The sequence below is a fragment of the Acinetobacter sp. R933-2 genome (genome assembly GCF_030325485.1).
GTDB classification, from domain to species: Bacteria; Pseudomonadota; Gammaproteobacteria; order Pseudomonadales; family Moraxellaceae; genus Acinetobacter; species Acinetobacter sichuanensis.
Genome location: NZ_JACAIJ010000002.1, coordinates 133153 through 154512 on the forward strand (window position 1 = coordinate 133153; position 21360 = coordinate 154512).

21 protein-coding genes and 1 pseudogene are annotated in these 21360 nt (G+C 36.2%); 6 read left to right on the forward strand and 16 right to left on the reverse strand.

The window, feature by feature from the left end; all coding sequences use genetic code 11:
• Window positions 1–330 precede the first annotated feature (330 nt).
• From metH to HX005_RS03205, 3 genes are all read left to right on the forward strand, one after another.
• Window positions 331–4017 carry a methionine synthase gene (gene metH / locus HX005_RS03195; protein ID WP_286376258.1) on the forward strand — a complete coding sequence of 1229 codons (3687 nt, stop codon included), beginning with the start codon at window positions 331–333 and terminating at the stop codon, window positions 4015–4017.
• A 186-nt stretch (window positions 4018–4203) separates the two neighbouring features.
• Window positions 4204–4797, forward strand: coding sequence for a hypothetical protein (locus HX005_RS03200; protein WP_286376259.1), 594 nt, complete (start codon window positions 4204–4206; stop codon window positions 4795–4797).
• Window positions 4784–5155, forward strand: coding sequence for a Shedu anti-phage system protein SduA domain-containing protein (locus tag HX005_RS03205; RefSeq protein WP_286376260.1), 372 nt, complete (start codon window positions 4784–4786; stop codon window positions 5153–5155). Before HX005_RS03200 ends, HX005_RS03205 begins: the two co-directional genes overlap by 14 nt.
• A gap of 96 nt (window positions 5156–5251) precedes the next feature.
• Here the strand turns inward: HX005_RS03205 and HX005_RS03210 are convergent, their stop codons facing one another.
• From HX005_RS03210 to def, 4 genes and pseudogenes are all read right to left on the reverse strand, one after another.
• Window positions 5252–5620, reverse strand: a complete 369-nt coding sequence (locus tag HX005_RS03210) for an endonuclease domain-containing protein (protein WP_286376261.1) — start codon at window positions 5618–5620, stop codon at window positions 5252–5254.
• Between the two features lie 16 nt (window positions 5621–5636).
• Window positions 5637–6520 (reverse strand): annotated as a pseudogene (locus tag HX005_RS03215) (IS982 family transposase).
• Between the two features lie 172 nt (window positions 6521–6692).
• Window positions 6693–6986: a cold-shock protein gene (locus tag HX005_RS03220; protein ID WP_107007464.1), complete on the reverse strand. Its 294-nt coding sequence runs from the start codon at window positions 6984–6986 to the stop codon at window positions 6693–6695.
• Window positions 6987–7086: 100 nt separating this feature from the next.
• Complete coding sequence (gene def, locus HX005_RS03225) at window positions 7087–7566, reverse strand: peptide deformylase (RefSeq protein WP_286376262.1); 480 nt, start codon at window positions 7564–7566, stop codon at window positions 7087–7089.
• Window positions 7567–7723: 157 nt separating this feature from the next.
• Here def and HX005_RS03230 point away from each other — a divergent pair, with 157 nt between their 5' ends.
• Window positions 7724–7927, forward strand: a complete 204-nt coding sequence (locus HX005_RS03230) for an amino acid transport protein (protein WP_107007462.1) — start codon at window positions 7724–7726, stop codon at window positions 7925–7927.
• Between the two features lie 51 nt (window positions 7928–7978).
• Here HX005_RS03230 and HX005_RS03235 read toward each other — a convergent pair whose 3' ends face one another.
• The 3 genes from HX005_RS03235 to pnuC form a co-directional block, all read right to left on the reverse strand.
• Window positions 7979–8971 carry a GGDEF domain-containing protein gene (locus tag HX005_RS03235; RefSeq protein ID WP_286376263.1) on the reverse strand — a complete coding sequence of 331 codons (993 nt, stop codon included), beginning with the start codon at window positions 8969–8971 and terminating at the stop codon, window positions 7979–7981.
• Window positions 8972–9264: 293 nt separating this feature from the next.
• Entirely contained in the window at window positions 9265–9546 is a 282-nt protein-coding gene (locus tag HX005_RS03240; protein WP_286376264.1) for a hypothetical protein, read from the reverse strand.
• Window positions 9547–9564: 18 nt separating this feature from the next.
• On the reverse strand, window positions 9565–10137 hold the full coding sequence (pnuC, locus tag HX005_RS03245) for a nicotinamide riboside transporter PnuC (RefSeq protein WP_286376265.1): 573 nt from the start codon (window positions 10135–10137) through the stop codon (window positions 9565–9567).
• Window positions 10138–10398: 261 nt separating this feature from the next.
• Between pnuC and HX005_RS03250 the strand changes: the two genes are divergently transcribed.
• Window positions 10399–11187 (forward strand): crotonase/enoyl-CoA hydratase family protein, encoded by a 789-nt coding sequence (locus tag HX005_RS03250; protein WP_107007458.1) that lies wholly within the window; start codon window positions 10399–10401, stop codon window positions 11185–11187.
• Window positions 11188–11229: 42 nt separating this feature from the next.
• The gene (locus HX005_RS03255; RefSeq protein ID WP_286376266.1) at window positions 11230–12144 is read left to right on the forward strand and encodes an alpha/beta hydrolase family protein; all 915 of its coding nucleotides are present in this window, start codon (window positions 11230–11232) and stop codon (window positions 12142–12144) included.
• Window positions 12145–12246: 102 nt separating this feature from the next.
• Here HX005_RS03255 and HX005_RS03260 read toward each other — a convergent pair whose 3' ends face one another.
• The 9 genes from HX005_RS03260 to HX005_RS03300 form a co-directional block, all read right to left on the reverse strand.
• Entirely contained in the window at window positions 12247–12699 is a 453-nt protein-coding gene (locus HX005_RS03260) for a hypothetical protein (protein ID WP_286376267.1), read from the reverse strand.
• A gap of 70 nt (window positions 12700–12769) precedes the next feature.
• Window positions 12770–13405: a hypothetical protein gene (locus HX005_RS03265; RefSeq protein ID WP_286376268.1), complete on the reverse strand. Its 636-nt coding sequence runs from the start codon at window positions 13403–13405 to the stop codon at window positions 12770–12772.
• 92 nt (window positions 13406–13497) lie between these two features.
• Entirely contained in the window at window positions 13498–14679 is a 1182-nt protein-coding gene (locus HX005_RS03270) for an acyltransferase family protein (RefSeq protein ID WP_286376269.1), read from the reverse strand.
• A 60-nt stretch (window positions 14680–14739) separates the two neighbouring features.
• Window positions 14740–15153 (reverse strand): poly-beta-1,6-N-acetyl-D-glucosamine biosynthesis protein PgaD, encoded by a 414-nt coding sequence (gene pgaD, locus HX005_RS03275; protein ID WP_286376270.1) that lies wholly within the window; start codon window positions 15151–15153, stop codon window positions 14740–14742.
• A 25-nt stretch (window positions 15154–15178) separates the two neighbouring features.
• Window positions 15179–16441: a poly-beta-1,6-N-acetyl-D-glucosamine synthase gene (gene pgaC / locus HX005_RS03280; RefSeq protein WP_286376271.1), complete on the reverse strand. Its 1263-nt coding sequence runs from the start codon at window positions 16439–16441 to the stop codon at window positions 15179–15181.
• A gap of 11 nt (window positions 16442–16452) precedes the next feature.
• The gene (pgaB, locus tag HX005_RS03285) at window positions 16453–18441 is read right to left on the reverse strand and encodes a poly-beta-1,6-N-acetyl-D-glucosamine N-deacetylase PgaB (RefSeq protein WP_107007451.1); all 1989 of its coding nucleotides are present in this window, start codon (window positions 18439–18441) and stop codon (window positions 16453–16455) included.
• 542 nt (window positions 18442–18983) lie between these two features.
• Window positions 18984–19322: an FKBP-type peptidyl-prolyl cis-trans isomerase gene (locus HX005_RS03290; protein ID WP_107007450.1), complete on the reverse strand. Its 339-nt coding sequence runs from the start codon at window positions 19320–19322 to the stop codon at window positions 18984–18986.
• A 66-nt stretch (window positions 19323–19388) separates the two neighbouring features.
• Window positions 19389–19919 carry a YaeQ family protein gene (locus HX005_RS03295; RefSeq protein WP_107007449.1) on the reverse strand — a complete coding sequence of 177 codons (531 nt, stop codon included), beginning with the start codon at window positions 19917–19919 and terminating at the stop codon, window positions 19389–19391.
• Window positions 19920–19979: 60 nt separating this feature from the next.
• Window positions 19980–20993: a CobW family GTP-binding protein gene (locus tag HX005_RS03300; protein ID WP_286376272.1), complete on the reverse strand. Its 1014-nt coding sequence runs from the start codon at window positions 20991–20993 to the stop codon at window positions 19980–19982.
• Window positions 20994–21360 lie beyond the last annotated feature (367 nt).

Here is a 21360-nt window from a genome sequence, read left to right on the forward strand (position 1 = left end):
TCACTAAAAACAAATTAAATATTAATAAATCAACATATTAAATAAAATATAATTGGCAATTTACGCCAAAATGTCATTTTCCAACAATTAAAATAATTGTAATATTTGCAATAAAAAATTGCATATTATTTTTTGGGGACAAATAAAATACGCTCAAGAGATGACATTTCGATGAAAATTCAGACAATTATTTTCTAATGCCCTGCACTATCTGATCAAAATAGCAACAAAAATGCTTTTCCTTCGCTTCACCACATGAATAACAGTAAAATTGATTTGAATTCTGCTAACATATATGCAGATTTTATATTCCATCGGATTGGGTTATTTATGTCCACACTTGCCACTTTAAAAGCGCTTCTCGCCCAACGCATCCTGATTATTGATGGTGCAATGGGAACCATGATTCAACGCCATAAACTCGAAGAAGCCGACTATCGTGGTGAGCGCTTTGCGGATTGGGCATCTGACTTAAAAGGCAACAATGACCTTTTGGTGCTGACTCAGCCACAAATTATTCAAGGCATTCATGAAGCCTACTTGGATGCTGGTGCGGACATCATTGAAACCAACTCATTCAATGGCACACGTGTTTCCATGTCGGATTATCACATGGAAGACTTGGTTCCTGAGATCAACCGTGAAGCGGCACGTTTGGCGAAAGAAGCCTGTTTAAAATACTCAACCCCTGACAAACCACGTTTTGTGGCAGGTGTATTGGGTCCAACATCACGTACCTGTTCGATTTCACCGAATGTAAATGACCCTGCATTTCGTAATATTACTTTTGATGAGTTAAAAGAAAATTATATAGAAGCTGCGCATGCCCTGATTGAAGGCGGTGCGGATATTCTGCTCATTGAAACTGTATTTGATACTTTAAACTGTAAAGCTGCGATTTTTGCAGTAAAAGAAGTGTTCCGTCAGATTGGTCGTGAATTACCGTTGATGATTTCAGGGACGATTACCGATGCTTCAGGTCGTACGCTGACAGGTCAAACTGCCGAAGCCTTCTGGAACTCTGTGCGTCATGGTGACTTACTCTCCATTGGTTTTAACTGTGCCCTCGGTGCAGATGCCATGCGTCCACACGTCAAAACCATTGCCGATGTAGCCGATACTTTTGTTTCAGCACATCCAAACGCAGGCTTGCCAAATGCCTTCGGTGGTTATGATGAAACCCCTGAAGAAACTGCCGCATTCCTGAAAGAATTTGCAGAAAGTGGTCTGATCAATATCACAGGCGGTTGCTGTGGTACCACGCCTGATCATATCCGTGCCATTTACAATGCGGTAAAAGACATCAAGCCACGCCAAGTACCTGAAACCAAACCTGCTTGCCGTTTAAGTGGTTTAGAACCGTTCAACATCACCGCTGATTCATTATTTGTGAATGTCGGTGAACGTACCAACGTCACAGGTTCTAAAAAATTCCTGCGTTTAATCCGTGAAGAAAACTTTGCCGAAGCTTTAGATGTGGCATTGCAACAAGTGGTTGCAGGCGCACAGGTCATCGACATTAACATGGATGAAGGGATGCTCGACTCGCAAGGTGCGATGGTACATTTCCTGAATTTGGTTGCCTCTGAACCTGAAATTTCCAAAGTGCCGATCATGATTGACTCCTCTAAATGGGAAATCATTGAAGCAGGTTTGAAATGCGTTCAGGGTAAACCTGTGGTGAACTCGATCTCGCTGAAAGAAGGCTATGACGAGTTTGTCGAAAAAGCCCGTTTATGCCGTCAGTACGGTGCGGCAATTATTGTCATGGCATTTGACGAAACAGGTCAGGCAGATACTGCGGCACGTAAGCGCGAAATCTGTAAGCGTTCTTATGATGTCTTAGTCAATGATGTGGGCTTCCCTGCGGAAGACATTATTTTTGACCCGAACGTGTTTGCGGTTGCGACAGGGATTGAAGAACACAATAACTATGCGGTTGATTTCATTGAAGCAACAGGCTGGATTAAACAGAACCTACCACATGCGATGATTTCAGGCGGTGTGTCGAACGTATCATTCTCGTTCCGTGGTAATGAGCCTGTCCGTGAAGCAATTCACTCTGTGTTCCTCTACCATGCCATTAAACAAGGCATGACCATGGGGATTGTAAATGCAGGTCAAATGGCAATTTACGATGACATTGATGCTGAACTAAAAGCTGCGGTTGAAGATGTCATCCTGAACCAAAATCAGGGTGAAAGTCATCAGGAAGCGACCGAAAAATTGCTTGAAGTGGCGGAAAAATACCGTGGTCAAGGTGCTGCACAAAAACAAGTTGAAGACCTTGAGTGGCGTAATCAACCCGTTGAAAAACGTCTTGAACATGCTTTGGTCAAAGGCATCACCACCTTTATTGATGAAGACACCGAAGAAGCGCGTTTAAAATCTGCCCGCCCATTGGATGTGATTGAAGGTCCACTCATGGACGGCATGAACGTGGTTGGTGATCTGTTCGGTTCAGGTAAAATGTTCTTACCGCAAGTAGTGAAGTCGGCACGTGTGATGAAACAAGCGGTAGCTTGGTTAAACCCGTTCATTGAAGCGGAAAAATCAGGCGGTCAGTCTAAAGGTAAAGTCCTGATGGCAACCGTAAAAGGCGACGTACACGACATTGGTAAAAATATCGTTGGCGTGGTTTTAGGTTGTAATGGTTATGACATTATTGACCTTGGGGTGATGGTACCTGCTGAGAAGATTCTACAAACTGCGATTGATGAAAAAGTCGATATTATTGGTCTTTCAGGTTTGATCACGCCATCTTTGGATGAAATGGTCTTTGTAGCCAAAGAAATGCAGCGCAAAAATTTCCATGTTCCTTTATTGATTGGTGGTGCAACGACTTCTAAAGCGCATACGGCAGTGAAAATTGACCCGCAATATTCCAATGATGCGGTCATTTATGTAGCCGATGCTTCTCGCGCAGTAGGTGTGGCAACGACTTTACTTTCAAAAGAAATGAAGCCGAAGTTTGTTGAAGAAACCCGTGCGGAATATGAAAAAGTACGTGTGCGTATTGCCAATAAACAGCCAAAAGCAGCCAAACTGTCTTATGCTGAATCCATTGAAAATGGTTTAAAAATTGACTTTGCTGCCAATGCACCTGTGAAGCCAAACTTTATTGGTACGCAAACGCTGACCAACTATCCGCTTGAAACTTTGGTGGAATACTTTGATTGGACACCATTCTTTATTTCATGGAGTCTGGCAGGTAAATTCCCTGCAATTCTGACCGATGAAGTGGTCGGTGAAGCAGCAACTGATTTATATAATCAGGCGCAGGACATGCTCAAAGACATTATTGAAAATAAACGCTTTGATGCGCGTGCAGTGTTTAGCATTTACCCTGCCAACCGTTCTGCGGCGGACTCGGTTGAAGTGTATGATGAATCAGGCGCAACGACACATACCTTCCATCATATTCGTCAGCAGTCTGACAAAGTGACAGGTAAGCCAAACTTGTCGTTGGCTGATTTTGTGGCGACTAAAGATCAGGCTGAAGATTGGTTAGGTGGCTTTACCGTGTCGATCTTCGGTGCGGAAGAAATGGCGCATGAGTATAAAGCCAAAGGTGATGACTACTCTGCGATTCTTGCGCAATCTTTAGGTGACCGTTTTGCTGAAGCCTTTGCTGAACATTTGCATGAGCGCATTCGTAAAGAGTTCTGGGGCAATCAGGCAAATGAGCAACTTTCAAATGAAGAGTTGATTAAAGAGAAGTATGTCGGGATTCGTCCTGCACCGGGTTACCCTGCTTGTCCTGAGCATTCTGAAAAAGCGTCTTTGTTTGACTGGTTGGGTTCTACCGATAAGATTGGTACGCAGTTGACGTCCAGTTTTGCAATGTGGCCACCTTCTTCTGTCAGCGGTTTCTATTATGCAAACCCTGAAAGTCAGTACTTTAACGTGGGTAAAATTGCTCAGGATCAGCTTGAGGATTATGCGAAGCGTAAGAATTGGACGTTGGATGAAGCGAAGCGTTGGTTAGCACCGAATTTGGATGATTCGGTTCAGTGATTTGTTTAATTTAATCCCCCTAAATCCCCCTTTTTCAAAGGGGGACTTTCACGCATCCAATGAATTACGTGACAGCTCCTTCCTTTTTTAAAGGGAGGTTGGGAGGGATTACATAATAACTTATTGCTATTCAACTGATTTTAAATATAAATTACAATCCAACCAATAACTTTTAAGTTGAATAAAATGAGCTTATCAGATAAAAAACATGCCATTCTTAAAGATAAGAAGACCGTTATAACTCGTGCGACTTTTTGGAAGGTAAAAAGAACTGATTGCAGTGAAATTTTATTGAAACTAGGAAGATATAATAAACCAAAACAGTTTTTTGACATCCAAACCCTTGAAAGTGAAGAACCTAAAAGTGAGTTAACTCTTGATCATGATGAGACATCAAATTTAATCGACTTTTTAGAAAATCATTATGAACATTTTAAATTAGGTGAAAGAACATTTGTCGAATTACCTAATAATTTAAACTCTTTGACAAAAGATAAAATTCAACAATTGTTCAATGGTATTGAAGTTAAAGAACTAATTGATATTTTGATAGATAATCAAATAAATAGAACCGATTTAGAGGTTAGTATTTCTTATATAAATAGATTACGTGCCATAGATGAGTTTAATCACTTACTAGAAAATGATGAAATCGAAAATAAATGGCAAAAATGGTTTGAACATAATAGTTGGGTTCTAGGAAGCGATTTCGTCAAAACTATTGATGAAAGATCAATTGATACTAGAAACATTTCTGATTTTTTTAATGCAAAGTTATGATGATTTTATCGATATTGTAGAAATTAAACGTCCTGAAGGAAATTTACAATTTTGGCAATCTCAATTAGATCATGGAAATTATATTCCTCATAGTGATTTAATTAAAGCTATTACCCAATCATTAACCTATATCCATGAAATAGAACAAGAGTCTAATAGCGTTAAATTTTTAGAGCGTACAGAAAATATTAAGACAATCAAACCAAGATGCACTTTAATTTACGGTCGCTCAAAAAATTGGAACAAAGAACAACATAGAGCTTTTCGGATATTAAATTCAAGCTACCATAATCTTAGTATTATTACTTTTGATCATGTATTAGAACGAGCAAAAAGAATCCTTGGACAAAATACGTGATAAATCCCTCCTAACCTCCCTTTAAAAAGGGAGGAACATCGCGAATCCAATACCTCCATCAAATTCGCGAAAAGCCCCTCTTTCTTAAAGAGGGATTTAGGGAGATTCCAATTGCAAAGAAATCACCTCAAAAACCCTTTCCACCACCGCATCAATTTCATTTAAGACTTGTAAATTATCAAATCGTAAAACTTTTAACCCCAACTGAGCCAAAGCCTCATCCCTCACCCGATCCGCCTCTAAACCCTCATCTGTATAGTGCTGACCACCATCACACTCAATCACCAAATTGGCTGAAGGACAGTAAAAATCCACAATGAAATTTAAGATTGGCTTCTGCCGATAAAACTGAAGTCCTAAAATCTGCTTACCACGAAGCCTTGACCACAACAGCTTTTCAGCCTCAGTCATATTATTTCGTAAATCACGAGATGCCTGTTTTAAATTTTTATTGTAGGGTTTCATTGTTATTACGCCACTCTCAACTTTTAATTAGGTTTTCCAACTGTAAAGGAGGATGACCTAATTGAGAATTTAAAATAACTGAAACTGTATGCGAAAGAATTTTTCGTGTGATCCGATGGGTTAAATGCCATAGATCTCTAGCCCTTACTTTTTGGATATTAAATTGCTCTGTAAGTTGTCCTATAACTGTTTCTATTTTTCTTCGTGCTTTCATGAGTATTCTCATTGCTTCTTTAGGGCGATAATCAACCATGTTACGTCTAAATGGTGTTTGTAAATCAATGTGTTGTAAATAATAATATGTTTTCAATTCAGGTCTGATATAGCCTTTATCTGCGCCAAGTAAACCATGAATATTTTGTGTGATTTCAGGGGCAATATCTCGCTCATCACAGTTAGCTGGAGCAAACGTATAATCTGTAATCATTCCTGAAAAATTAATGACGATATGACCTCTAAAACCATAATATTTCTCTTGCTTGGCAGCACAGTAGCTAAATCCAGCATTGGCTTTAAAATTCTTATGCTTCTTTGCTCGAGCATAACGACAAACAGGGATAGGGAAACCGTCAATAAAATGAATATTGTCGTACATATAGGTTTGTTTGAGTTTTTCATAATTTGCTGATTAACTCCCCATAGATTTGCACAGTGTTTACAAAAATTAGGATAAGAACCCAATTTTGGAAACCAATCTAAGTAATTGTGTTTAAAGTATTGCCATATACTTTTATCAGAATCTAGTCCTAAAAACTCGCCTACGATTTGCATTGTGATGATTTCTAAATCAGTTAAAGCAGGGGGAAATCCTCGTGTTCTTAATGGCTTAGTAACAATCTGTGGATACAAAGAGTCTATAATAAATAAGTAAACAGAAATGATAAAATCATAAATGGACATAACATAAAATGGTTTTCTTGGTCGAAATCTAAATTGTGTTATGTCCTTTTTATTTCAAGGGGTTAGAGAGTTGAGATTCGCGTTGTTATTATTAATTTAAAGACTTATCCTCCCTTGCGCTAAAAATCCTTTCAGCTTCAAAGGGAGGAATTTAGTCACTTTATCGGACTGATCATTTTCTAAAATTCGACAACAAAGTATTGGTAATCGCATTATTATGCTTCACCACTTTCGTCTTTTTTGCTTTGGCTGAATTATCTGCAACACGTTCAATCTTAATTGCACGTGGTTTTCCATTGTTATCGGCAATTAAAAACTTAACACGCTCATTGCGCTTAGGTTCACCATCTTCAAGCGGAAAGTCAGAGATATGAAAGAAAATGTCTTCCTCTGCTCCACCGATAAAACCAAAACCACGATCTGCGTGATACTGCTTAATTTTCCCTTGCTGGAATTCAGATGCCATATACATTTCCCAAAATTTTACACAATTGGGCTATTATACCCATCTTCAAAATGGAAACATAAAAAATAAATTTTACCAAAGCATGACCGCAATAAATCTCTTATAACCGATCAACAAATAATACACCGTTCAAATGATCGACCTCATGCTGCACAATTCGAGCAGGAAAACCTGAAAATGTAGTTTCAACTTTTTCGCCATTCAATGTGTAATAACGCACTGAAATCTGTTCCGCACGAGTCACCTGTCCTCGCTCATCAGGAACACTTAAACAGCCCTCTTCACCCGCCACTGTTTCAGATGAAAATTCAAATATCTCAGGATTGACCATCACCACAGCTTCCATTGTTGGTGCATCGGGATAACGTGGATTTGCTCGGGACGCCACGATAATAACACGCTTGGAAATATACACCTGCGGCGCAGCAATCCCCACGCCCTGACGTGCCATCATGGTTTCATGCAATGCCGAAACCAACTGAATCAACCATTCGCTGCCAAACTCATGCTCAGCAACAGACGCTGCAATCAGGCTTAGAATCGGTTCACCACGTTGAGCCACGGGTAAAATCACAGACATTGCTTTCTCCTTTTCATCATATTGATTTGATGGTTTATTTTTGACTTAGTATTTAAACTCATTAAAAAAATTATCAAATTTAAATATATCCATATTTTAAGTATATCTTCAGTTCAATTTGTCATACTGATTTTTTAAGCAATCAATATGATAAAAAATGAATACTACAGTTTTACTTTTAGGTGTAGTTTTTAGCTCAATAGGCTTAGGCTATTTTATTTTTGGTAAAAAACAAAAAAATATGGTGGTCTTGGTCTCTGGTATTATTTTAATGCTTTACCCTTATTTTATTGAAAATATATTCTTCATGCTTATTATTGGTGTTGCACTTATATTTTTACCCAAATTTATTAAAATTTAAGTGCAACAGATCATTTTAAATAAGATATTGAATAATTTTTTATATTAACAATTAGATTTCTTGTACCTCAGTATAAGACCGTACTTGATTACGCCCTTTATTTTTAGCAAGATATAATGCCTGATCAGCATGTTTTAAAACCATTTCTTTATTCACATTTTCTTCAGATACAGCCACCCCAAAACTCGCAGTTATATAAATTTCACGATGTGAATCTAAAGAAATAGGCTCTTGTTCAATATACTGTCGAAACTGTTCTGCAATTAATACAGCTTGCTGCTGTGTTTTATTTTGCAAAATCAATAAAAACTCTTCTCCACCATATCGACCTGCCATATCATTTGTACTTAAATGTAAATTAAATAATTTGGCGACTTTAATCAGTACAATATCGCCGATATCATGCCCATAATGATCATTAATATGTTTAAAATGGTCAAGATCTAGCAAAATTAAAGCATAATCTTGATTTTCAACCTGCATAAAACTCAAACGTTGTGCCAGACTACGACGGTTAAAAATATTGGTCAATGGGTCAAGTGAGCTCATATGTTGAATCTGTGCTTCACGATTACGCCACTGAGTCAGTAAAATTTCAAAAAGAATAATTGAAAATATAAAAATCGGAGCATATAAAAATAGCATGCTATAAATCCAAAATGAATTTTCCGATAAAATTGTTTGATTAAGCTCTCGACTAAATAATGGTGCATAAGGAATTTTTTCTAAACTACTTAAAACCATACACACAAGCATAAAAATAGTGACAGGAATTGCTGTGCTATAAATAATTTTTCTTTCAAATAGGACAATACCCACAGAAATTAGACTGATATATCCACCAATTGTTGCAGGGCTTAAAATACCAACATTAAAACCGCCATATATTAAGGTTGCACCAAAATATAAAATTGCAAAATATGGAAAATCATTTTGTATCCATTTATTTTTTTTAAACTTCCAACTTAAAAATGCAAATAGTAAAAATATAATCAGAATAGTCAGCGAAATAATCAAATGTGAATGATATAAACTTTCATTCATCCAATATTTCATCGTTGGTATACTAAAAACAAAAAGATACCATACGATCCATAAAATGTAGACTAATGCACCTAGTACCATCACTAAACAACATTTGGTAAGAGGATGCCAATTTAAAATGATATTTCCATTTATAAATTCACTGAATCTGCCCCACACGTTCATTACAGTCTGCCATCCTGACTTATATTTTGAAATATTACATATCTATCTTAAATGAACAACATATCTACGATGATTCACACAAAAGTCATATTCAACAAAAAGAGATTCGACATTTTATAGTCAAGTTTCTAAACTCTCAGCTGTTTAATTCCTGTATATACTTTTAACTGTTGGCAATATTCAATCACTAAAAAATAATGACGATATTCGATTAAAATATCAAATTCATCTGCCCCATTGTCTAAACCTGTGACTGTCCATGTTGTGCCCTGCGGAAAATCCTGTAGCCATTTCGCTTTATAAAAGTCCGAAACTGAATCAAAATCTAAATAACATTCAGGTTCGGACTGAATTTTTTCAGCCAGTTTTTGAAATTTTTCTGTTTGCATGGTAACAAAATCAATGATCATCTCTTGGCTCTCTGTCGGTTATAACTGAAGCATTTGTTTCTTTTTTACTTGCTCCCATTGCCACCAACCAAATGCAGCCATCACCACAAATGCTGCATATAAACCTGCCGTAAGTTGCAGATCTTTATGAATAAACATTGCAACATAAACAATGTCAACAAAAACCCATAAAACCCATGTCGCAATATGTTTACGACTCGTCCAATAAGTAGCAAGTAAACTAAATGCAGCCAATTGAGAATCTAGCATTGGCAAAGCAGCATCAGTAAAATAATGCAAACTTAACCCAAATACTAAGCCACCCAGAGCAGCTAAAATCATCTGAATAATCACATTTTTTATAGCAATTGGTTCAATACGAATTTCATGATCTTGTTGTTTGCCTTTCAGCCAGTGATAAAAGCCATAAAAGTTAATAATCATAAAGAAAAATTGTAAAATAGTTTCACCATAAAGTTTGACTTGAAAAAATAGATAAGCATATAAAACAAAGGCAAAAAAGTTAAAAAACCAACATAACATATTACGTTTGATCGTCAGTGCAACCCCGATAATACTAATGATCACTGAGAATATTTCTAAAGAAGACATCGCTAAGCTGCACTAAAAAATAATAGCTTATTATGAAAAAAAATAACGTGAATGCAAGCCAACTGCTCTAAATAATCTGTCTATTTTTCAATATGAATGAAATGATTTGAATCAGAGTAATACAGCATAAATAGACTTATTTTTAAGGATCTATGGTACAACTATAAACCCATCAGTCATGTTGATTGAATTGATCGTTTTAAAATGATCAGTTAAAAGTATTGATGTATTAATGATATAACGATCTAAGTGAGAACAATAATGTCAAATACGCAAGGAAAAGTCAGTCGTGAAATTCGTGGTCATTTGTACCTGATCGGCTTAGACAGAGCAAGTAAACGTAATGCTTTTGATAGTCATCTGATTCAAGATTTATCTTTAGCTTTAACAGAATACGAAAATAACCCCGAACTTAGATGTGCCGTCGTTTTTGCTCATGGTGATCATTTTACTGCAGGGCTTGATTTAGTCGAATTACAACCTAAATTGGCTGAGGGTGTTTTTAATTTTTCTGATGATATCGTCAACCCTTGGGGTACAGTGGGTCGTCAGAGAACAAAACCCTTAGTTACTGCGGTTCAAGGTTATTGCTATACCGCAGGAATTGAGCTGATGTTGAATTCAGATATCGTTATTGCTAATGAAAATACTCAATTTACACAAATTGAAGTACAACGCGGTATTTTACCTTTTGGTGGTGCAACAGTACGTTTCGTTCAAGCTGCAGGTTGGGTAAAAGCCATGAAATACGTACTCACAGGCGATCTTTTCTATGCACAAACTGCGTATGAAATGAACCTTGTGACAGAAGTCGTAGAAGGCAATAATCAACTTATTCGAGCACTTGAAATCGCTGAAAGTATTGCTCAAGCCGCGCCCCTTGCCGTACAGGCAGCCTTAAAATCTGCTCATCAAGCATTTTTACATAGCCCTGAAATTGCTTTTGGAAATTTACAAGAATTACTGACCCCATTACTTGCATCTGAAGATGCACAAGAAGGTGTAAAAGCGATGATCGAGCGTCGAGCGCCACGTTTTCAAGGTAAATAAACACACATCACATGATATAGACAGTTAAAAATGAGGAAAAAGATGATAGAAAACTTAAAATTCGCTCATACTGAAAATAGAGTTTATCAATCCTTTCGAGCTGATACTTGCTCATTTCAAGCTTTAGACGGTTATGATTTAGTCGGAGTCAGCTATACACCAGAGCAAGAGATTCGGGCTAAAATTTTACTGTCTTGTGCAACGGGCGTACCGCAAGCTTTTTATCGTCGTTTCTCTGAATATGCTGCTCAGCAAGGCTTTCAAGTGCTCACCTTTGACTATCGTGGTGTTGCTCAATCTGCACCTCAACAACTAAAAGGCTTTGAAATGTCCTATTTAGATTGGGGCAAGTTAGATTTAGCAGGTGCAATTGATCATTTTTCAGATGAACAGCTTCCTCTTTTTCTGGTTGGTCATTCCTACGGTGGACAAGCTTTAGGTCTAACATCCAACCATCATAAAGTCACAGCGATGTATTGTTTTGGCACAGGTGCAGGCTGGCATGGCTATATGCCATTGAAAGAGAAAATAAAAGTTCAAGTGATTTGGAATATTGTTTTCCCACCTTTGGTCGCACTCACAGGTTACTTGCCTTGGAGTAAATTCAAAATGGGCGCAGACTTACCCAAAGGCGTCTATCAAGAGTGGCGAAAGTGGTGTAAAAATCCAACTTATTTTTTTGCTGATCCTGAACAAAAAGAACTCCATCGTCTTTATGCAGCAGTCAAAACACCGATCTATGCTGTCGCTGCTTTAGATGATGACTGGGCTTTACCAAAGTCACGATATGCTTTTATGCAGCACTATAAACATGCACCGATGCATTTTATTAACATTTGTGCAGATGATTTTGGTTTAAAACAAATTGGACATATGGGATATTTTCGTAAAGGGTCTGAACCAATCTGGGATCAAATGCTAGAAACCTTTAATGACCTCATCACCCCATCTTCATAAATGTCTTTCTTTTAAAATGGCGTTTGAAAGCAAAATCCTAAGCAAGAGCTCATAAAATTAAATCGACTGATGTATTCAATTTAGAGCAGACAATAAAAAAACTTATGACGATGCTTTCATCAATTCAGCCTTATGTTCAACCCCATGACGGTCAACATGCGTATAAAAAATGCCGTATTTTCCAACATAGTACTCTAAAGACTGCTGACGATAATTCCAATAAATACACCATTCTCCAAGATCAAACTCACCAATTTGACTGTCTGTTTTACTTGGCATTTTATTCAAAAATTGCTGTTGTATGTGTTCTGCTTGTTCAATGTCTTGCTGTTGTATGTGTTGTTCGAAAAAAAGTTTGGCGACATCATCAAATAATTGTTGTTCTTCATCACTCAGTGCTAGTGGCTCAACTTTTGTCACACTACTTTTAGGTTGAACAGCATCTTTAAAGGGTTTAAATGTCGTTGATTTTAACTGTGAAAGTTGTTGTTTAGAAATAACTCTAAAAATAAAAAAAATCACCCCAATAGCAATGATGATCAGCAACCATTTCATGATTTGAAACTCCTTTACCTAATCTCAATAAACCATACTTTGACCTGAGTTAAAGATCATCTTTTTCACTTTATTGTAAATGTTCTTGTTGAAATTTTTTAAGATCTCCAGACAGATAAACCATGCCTTTTCCTATTTGTTTTTTTAATACAATGCCTTGCCCAATTTTTTTATACTGCGCTTGTTGTTGTTTATTTTCACCTAAATACAGTTGTTTTTGTAAATAAATCTTTTGATCTTGTGCTGAAATTTTAATACCACCTTCATCCGATGCCATATAAGGGACTTTGCTTGCATAAATATGTTGCTCGTCCTGCATCCAGACAAAAACCAAATCACCACCACGCTCATACATATTATCAAAAACCACGGTAGATTGATCGACACGTTGCGAACTGACTCCTACATAACCAATCGCATCAGATAACTGATCATAAAAATAAATCATTTGACCTGAAACAAGCTGAAGACCAAAACCTGAATAATATTGTGTTTTGCCCTGCTTTTCTGTTGTACACGAATAAGTTTTTAATTGTACTTTTCCAGATTTTAATTGATAAGTTTTGACTTCAAATACATCTGTATCATCTTGTGTACATGCTTTGTCTAAAGTTTTACTTTGTTTTAAATTTTCAAAATTGATCGTGGAGTTTGCAAATGTCGCACTACACATCATACAAAGTACAATAGAACTTAAATATTTCATTATTTTTAAAACTCAAATTATTTTCATTGCCGATCAATATATTAAATGATTTTATGATGTCGCAAAATAAACTGAATCAAAAAACTGTATCTTTATGATACTTTGGCTTTAGGTTTTAAAATGAGCTTTGCGATTTTTTGACTGACATGAATAGAAAGTTCATCAACATAATGACTATAAACTTGGGCAACACCGAGAGTAACAATAATAAAAATACTTGATGCCCACATCACAGCACTCAAATAGCTCCATCCCCAACTTAAAAATAAATTTAAAAATGGCAGACAAATCAGATACATCAACATTAAATGTAGCAAATATACTGAAAAAGATAATTTACCTAACCAAACCAATAAAGGCTGATCTAATATATTTGATAGTTTTTGATTCATTAAAATACTATAAACAATCAAAATACCCGCAAAAAAATTGCCATACTCATAGGTTCGATTACCAAGCCATTCATATAACCAAACATATGACTGACTTGTATTATGCGCACCTGCTAAATATAAACCTAAAATTAGTAATGTGCTTGCACATAAAAGCGAAATTTGGCGACCATAAAAATAAATATACATGCCAATAATAAAGCTAGAGATTCCCATACAAAAGCCTTCACCACGCCAATAATAAGCAAAGTAGGCAAAGACAATTGAGCCTATAAAAAATACGACATGATGCAGTTGGCGTAACCCAATTAAGATAAATAAAGTAAATGAACCAAGTAATTCAATGGTCATCGTCCAAAGTACCCAATTAATATTACTTTCTGCAAAAAGAAAAGAACCAATTGTGCCTTCATAAAAAACAGTTTTTAATGAAAAAACTTGAGTGACATAACTTTGTAGCCATCCGCCAGCATGCTGACTATCAATCTTAATGGTATTAAATACAATCCAGATCAATAGACAAGAAAATAAAGCAGGAATCATTAAACGCGGATAACGTTTAATCCACATATTTTTAAGCTTAAAGGAAATCTGTGCAGGATTTTTACAAATGGCATAACTCAAAACATAACCACTCAGCACAAAAAAGATAAAAACAGCAGCCGTTCCCGAATACCAAAATGCAAAAGGTGAATGATGAATCGCATAAATCAATTGATTATTAGCAACATCATTGACATCAAAATAATGCAAATATGGAACAAAGCTTAGGCTTAAATGTGAAAAAACCACAGCTAAACACGCTAAGCCTCGAATGCTTTCAGCCGAATTTATTTTTTGCACAAACGTTGATCCATATAAAAAATCTGCCTTCCCTGTCATAGCACGGTAAATAAGTGTCGTAAAAAATCCCACTTAGATGTGGGATTTTTATCGTTAGATTTATTGAATTGAAATGATTTTGCCATGTTCATCATGATGGACAATACTGATCTTCTGGTGTCGACCTTCATCAATCTCTTGTTCATTTAAAGCAAAATGTTCAGCATAATCAGATAAAGATTTAGTCTTAGCTTGCTCTGGTGTTTTTGCAGGAATAAAACGGTTCCATAACAACAAACTCAATGCACAGACCATCAATGCAATTAAACCATGCTGTAATATTACCGTAAAAGCTTGCATAATGTTGTGAACAATATGTGGCTTTTGTATACCAATCACCCCAATAAGCAAGAGTAATGGGCGCCACAATAAAATCCAAACACCCCATAACATGGCTGTTGATGTTGTTGATATATATCGCTTATGCCAAGGCAATTGTTGACGTAAATCAATAATCAGATTACTGGCTTTCATTTTTACCTATACTCAAACAATGCCATTAAGATCGCATACCTCTATCAGGGCTGATCCAACGCGCACGCTTTCCATGACCACGTAGCAATACTTTTGGAAATGCTACAATACTTGCTGTTAACGTAATTAACCAAAAAACAAAAGGATACCAAATCATCCAATAATAGTTTTTTAATAGATTAGGTTCGTATCTACTATCCATCCATTTGCTTAAAGCAAACTGAAGTAAACAACTTAAACCCAAAAGAATTCCGCTTCCATACGGTAAAAAAGGAGAACTCACGTTTTGACTGATCGCAATGCTTGGGATTATAAAATGCAACACCCAAATAATTGCAACCGCGAGCATTAAATATGACCAAACTAATGTCAAAACCAGTTCTAAAATCAGGGGCCAAAGATAATTTAATTTAGGTTTAAATACAACATCGATATTTTTAATAAGGACTTGTGCGCCACCCATTGCCCAACGTAAACGCTGTTTCCATAAACCATTTAAGGTTTCAGGCATTAAAATCCACACCAAAGCATTGGGTTCAAAATGAATATTCCAACCTGCACGTTGTAACTTCCATGTAATATCAATATCTTCAGTTAAGGCATTGGGTGACCAGTAACCAACATCATGTACAGCACTTTTACGAAATGCAGTAATCACACCAGAAACCGTAAAAAGTCGTCCAAAACTTCGTTGAGCACGTTTAATCAACCCCACGATAGAAGAAAACTCACCAACTTGTATTCGCCCTAATAAGGTAGAACGTGTACGAATACGTGGATTACCTGTAACTGCTGCAACACTTGGGTCTGCTAAAAAATGTCGTATCATCCACACCGCAGCATGAGGGTCTAATAGAGCATCACCATCAATCCCAATCAAATATTCAGCATCTGTCAATAGACTTCCTGCCTGTAAAGCCATGGCTTTACCCTGATTTTTCGCAAGATGCACTACACGTAATTTTGGGTATTTCTGAGCTAAAGCATCCAAAATTTGTGCGGTATGATCAGAACTACCATCATTAATCGCAATCACTTCAAAATGTGGATAATTTAACTGTAATGCATGACTTAAAGTTTCTTCTGCATTTTCTCCCTCATTAAAACAAGGAACTAATACAGCAACTTTAGGATATGCCATTAACGGATTAGGTTGATCATAAGGTGGTTCTTTTTTTTCCTTACGGAAGAAAATCACCGCGCCAATCATCCAAAGATATGACATAAATAATGGATAAAAAAATACAAAATCCAACGCCATATGCCAGAACTGCTGTAAAAAATTCATATCGAGTACTATTAAGGAACGAGACGATTGGTTTTTAAGCCAAAGACATCACGCATAATTTTTGGATCTGGATGATTTTTGAAAGGATCATCAGGATAATAGGCAATGTGCATCGCACCCTGCTGATAGAGTGATTTTATCGTATCAGCCATCTCTTGTGTGGGAACGGGTTGATTATTTCGCCAGTTGAGTGCTTGTAATTCAAATACTGTTTTTTTCAATCCATTTGGATAAGACTTGACACGATTTACAATATCTTTAAAGAATTTTTCTTGATCGTCAACTTGCTCCATATAAGGCATTGCCATAATTGCTGTAAAATCATAACGATTGAGTGATTGTTCCAAGGACTGTGCGTACCAATTTTCCGAATATGCATTTAAAGCCACTTGGGCATACATATTACGTGCTGTCACCAAATAAGGATGGTAATAACGAATCTGATCTGCCATTTGCATTGCAAAATCATCAATGGTTTTGGTCTTAAATGCTGTCCATTTTTGTAATTGTGCTTCATCTTTACGCACAGCATCTAGATCAGTTGAAATACCTGCTGCTTTATAAGCACTTAAAGCATAAGAACTACTGTCTTCATAGTCAGATAGCGTTGTATCATCATGAAAAAGAATACCATTGAACTCAGATGACTTTGCAAGGTCTTCATAAATCCCTCGAATCACCTCTCTTGCTTGAGCAGAATAAGGAGATAAACGATGATAACCCATATTTAAATGGTCAGATTTTTCAGCTTGTTGAGTGACCACCAACTGCTGTGAAACAGGGTTTTCTTTGGGTAAATTCCATGCCAAAAGTGGCATCCATGCATATAAACGTGTCACTTGAGTACGCGACTGGATTTGCCAAGCAACTCGATTAAACAAATCTGCACGCATAGGTAAATAACGATTTGGGAAATACACCATATCTGCTGAACCATCTGCATCTGGATCAGAAAAAGCTTGTAAATACACTGTATTGACTTTCATTGCCTGAATACGATCAAGTAATAGACCAATATTTCGTTCTTCTTGAGCAGGATCAGGATCATACAAATAGTCTAAATCGACATGCATAATCTTTTGTGGACGATTATTGTCATTTAAGCCCATTTCACGTGTATGTATATCTTTTAATAAGTCCTCACGTGTCGTGTCACTTTCGATTAAAATTCGATTTAAATGACTCAACGACTGTTTAACATCATTACTTCCGTCATCTAAAGTAATGGTGATAGGCATGCCTAATTGATTCGCAATTTCAATCGTTTTCATATTGTACTGACCATAAGGCCACACCATGACACGTGGGCTACGAATCCCATGTTGCTTTAATAAGTCATTATTTTTCTTTAAATCTGTATAAATACGCTCTGCATAAGCAGCATCTGTTTCGTAGCTTTTATTTTCAGGTGAATATAAACGTGTTGTTGCTGCTGGTTCTGAATTCCCTTGTGGATTGCCTAAAATCCCACGATGTAAGTCGTAACTATGACTCCCAATTTCGACATAACCACTGTCTTGCATTTCTTTTAGCTCATCCCAAGTCAAAATATCATGACGAGGAATGGTCTGATCACCAAAACTGACTTCTTTACCTTGCGTATCTATCCATGACCCAACAACAGATAAAACAACTGGAACTTTTAATGCCTTAACAAGTGGATATGCATATTGATAAAAACTTTGATAACCATCATCCACAGTAAGCAACAACGGTTTTTTGGGTAATTTATATTTTCCCTGATTTGCCTGAATCAATTGATCTACACTAATAAAGTGAAAACCATCTTGCTGCAAAGATTTAATTTGCTCAGCAAATTGTTTAGATTTAATGGCATATTGTGGAATTAAAGCATGTTCATGATCTGTAATCTCATGATAACCAATGATCGTTAAAGAACGAGGATCTGGTTTGAGCGTTTCAGCATTTGACATCATACTCATAGAAGCAGCCAGCATCGTTAAACAAGCAACAATTGGTTTAAAAAAACAATTCAACATAAATTTTTAGCTCATGAACTTTTTATGAATGCTGATTTTATGATTTATCTTAAATCCAACTGGACAAATCCAGTAACGAAAAAACTGTACCCTCAAAATTTTGTACAGTTTCTTTTGCAGCCAAATAAGCGCTGATCGCCACTCAATCCAAGATAAAAAACACAAAAAATCAAACATCCTTACTGTAGATATTTTATAAGGTATAATCCTGAAGTGAATATTAAAATGAAAGTTTTGTTTTGTTTGCAAATAATGCCATACACTAACTTATAGAAAGTTAGCACTCAATTGATCATTTTTGTTTTTAATTCTGATAGATATTACACATTCTATTGGTTTGACTGATATTACATCTTCTCACAAAACTACTTATTTTATTTATGATGAATATACTCAAAAAATAAAGTCTTTGTTAAAACTTGTTTGTTTATATAGATTTTAAAACATCTCCCCTTGTTACGCATTTTTGCTGCTCAGCTTTAAAAAGAGAAGCATTCTACAAGGGGAAGATTCAAAAACAATTTACATGTTTGATCACATGCTTAGTCACGTGTTTTTACATCATATAATTCAATTTCAAAAATCAAATTTGAGTTTGCAGGAATAATATTACCCATTTTACGCTCACCATAAGCCAAATGTGCAGGCACGATCAATTTACGTTTACCACCCACTTTCATTCCAATAATACCTTGATCCCAACCTTTAATCACACGACCTGTACCGATCACAGTTTCAAAATAGTTACCACGATCTAGTGACGAATCAAATTTAGTTCCGTCTTCTAACCAACCTGTATAATGTGTTGTAATTAAAGCACCTTTTACTGCTTCTTTACCTTCACCAACCACTAAATCAATAATTTCTAACGCTGCTGTCATGTCTTTTACTCCACTTTCACTTTCGATTAGGTCTACATTTAAATTGGACTGTATTTAAATGCAGTTTTACTGTAACTGTGTCCACTCAATCAGTGCTTGAGCATTGTCACCGATGAGTGTCCATTCACCATCCATCACATTGAGCTGTAACTGCATCGTGCGCTCACATAATTGTTGAATCGCTGTCGTTGTTGCTTCTGACAGTTGCCATACTTGCACATTGGATAAGGTTTTGAGCTTTGAACTACGTTTATACCATTCTGCAACTGCTGAACCATAAGCAATTACAGCAACATCTTTACAACGTGCTGCTGCTTTTTTAACTTTATCTTCGTCAGGTAAACCGACCTCAACCCATTTTACCAACTGCCCTGTCAAATCTTTTTCCCACAATGCAGGCTCATCAGTTTCAAATAAATCTTTAGTAAATACCAATTGTTCATCAGCAAAACGCGCAAATGCCAAAACTCGTACCATCAAACGTTCAATCGTTTCAGATGGATGTAGCGCCATCGTCAATTGATAATCGCCATATTGATGTACATCCATATTGGCAATATTTAAATCTACTTTATAAATAGTTGCTTTAAGCGCCATAATCCGTCCAAAAATCAAGTTCTAAAATATGGCGCTCAGTCTATAAGATTTTGCATTGGATTACTGCGCTTTTTCCAAGGAATCAATACGACATTTTAAAAGTGCAGTTTCAAAACTTTCCCAATCTTGATCTTGTTGGGTAATCATTTCAACACGGTTATCTAGTCCTTCTTCGGTTGACTTATAATTTAAATCTTCGGGATTAAAATTGAACACCATCCAACCTTGATTGGTATTAAAAATACCTTTTATTCTTAACCATTTTTTCTGATCACATAACACATCTAGCACATCATAAAAATCAAACTGCCAACGTTTAGAAAACTTCCAACCTGCAACCGTATAACCATTTGCACTTTCAACATAATGGTAAGGGAGCTGTTTAATTACAGGTAACGCTTCTGTGCGATTTAACTGTTTTTGGATATGAATCAAAGGCACGATTTTTCGTTGTATCCCTTGATGAGGTAGGTCAATTTGCGCCAGTTCAATATTCCCTTGTTCCGACATGAGCCAATGTTGTATATCAGCCAAATACTCATTTTTGAATTGTGCTAAAACTTGTTGATCATGTTCTGACATGCTGTCTTGATGTGAAACCACAACAATCTGTGCAGCTTTCAGTTGATCTTGATATAAATCTTGCTTAACCCATGCTGCATCATGCAAACGTGAACCGTCAATCACCGTAACCAACGCTCGCATATCAATTTGAGTTTGCCAATGTGGTTCTGTTAATTGTTCTAGAAGTTGGGCAGGATGCCCCAAACCCGTAGGTTCAATAAATAAACGATCTGGTTGTTTTTCTTGAATCAAACGTGACAATGCAATTTGCATAGGCAATTGGCTGCTGCAACACAAACAGCCTCCCAATAATTCTTTTACTTCAAAACCTTGAGCATTCGGTAAAAGTTGCTGATCTACACCAATTTCACCAAACTCATTCATTAAAATTGCCCACGTTTCATTTTCAGGCTTTTGCTGTAAAAGTTGCTGCAATAAAGTGGTTTTTCCTGCACCTAAAAAACCAGAAATAATATGTGTTTTTACCGTTGCAGCAGGAATAATTTTCATGGAGCATGCCCAATCTATCAATAATATTAAAAGTTAAATCTTAGTTTAGGGTTTATTGTGCAAGTATTCATATAAAGAATTTATGAAAATAGACATATACATGCTAAGCCAATCATTTTTTTGATAAAAAATCTATTTTTAGCATTTCTCATTTTAAACAAGCAATTGATTATTATAGACTTTAATTTAAATCAAATATTTTTTTATTTTTTAAATAAATTCTCTTAAATCACTCAATTTTTCTTTTTTTGTTTCTCATCCGTAATTTTATAGATTATTTTTTAATCATTTTTTAATATTTTCACACATTTTAAGCAGACAAAATGAAGAATTTTTCACAAGAATTACACAAAAATTGGCGCTTTAT